Here is an 849-nt window from a genome sequence, read left to right as displayed (position 1 = left end):
GCATGGCGCGCACTCGCCGAGCATTCGGCACCCTCCGCAGACTCCCCTCAGACCGCTACCAGGCCAGCTATATCGGCCCCGACGGGCAGCGTCACCGAGCACCCTCCACCTACCTCCTGCGCTCCGACGCCGAGGCATGGCTCCGCGATGAGGAGATCGCCATCGACCGGGGCACATGGATCGCTCCCAGCGTCCGCGCCCCCGAGGTCGCCGCCGTCAACCTCGCCGCCTACTGCGCCGACATCATCGCCCGACGTCAGCGCCGTGCCCGCAAGCCGCTGCGCGACTCCACCGCCGCCCTGTACCGCCGCCTCGTGCAGCAGGTCATCGCCCCCACCCTCGGACGCATCGCCGTGAGTCAGATCAGCCCCGAGGCCGTCCGTGCATGGTACGACGCACTACCCGCCGCCACCGCCACCCAGAACGGCAACGCCTACCAGCTCCTGCGCTCCATCCTCTCCGATGCAGTGGAGGATGGCCTGATCCCGACCAATCCGTGCCGCATCCGCGGGGCGGGGAAGCCTGCGCCGGCGCACCGCTCAGTCGCGCTCAGCCCCACCGAGCTGCGCACCTACCTCGCCGCCGTCCCCGACCGGTGGCGCGTCATCCTCGCGATCACCGCATGGGGGGCGCTGCGATCCGGTGAGGTGCGGGCACTGCGGCGCTGCGACATCTCCGACGACGCCACCACCATCCGCGTCGAGCGCACCGCCGCCCGCATCTCCGACCCGGACGGCGGGCGGCGGTGGCACATCGGGCCGCCCAAAACCACTGCCGGTATCCGCACAGCCCACCTGCCGCCGTCCATCGCTGAGGGGATCGCTCAGTGGCTCGCTGACTGGGATGCCC

General features: G+C 71.8%; 1 protein-coding gene. It reads left to right on the top strand.

Going from position 1 to position 849, the window contains the following annotated elements; all coding sequences use genetic code 11:
• On the top strand, positions 1-849 hold an 849-nt coding region (locus ACTNCK_RS11750), incomplete at both ends, for a tyrosine-type recombinase/integrase (protein ID WP_441082908.1).

The sequence above is a fragment of the Candidatus Weimeria sp. HCP3S3_B5 genome (genome assembly GCF_052064335.1).
Taxonomy (GTDB): Bacteria; Bacillota; Clostridia; order Lachnospirales; family Lachnospiraceae; genus Weimeria.
This window is presented reverse-complemented; position numbering and strand designations above follow the sequence as displayed.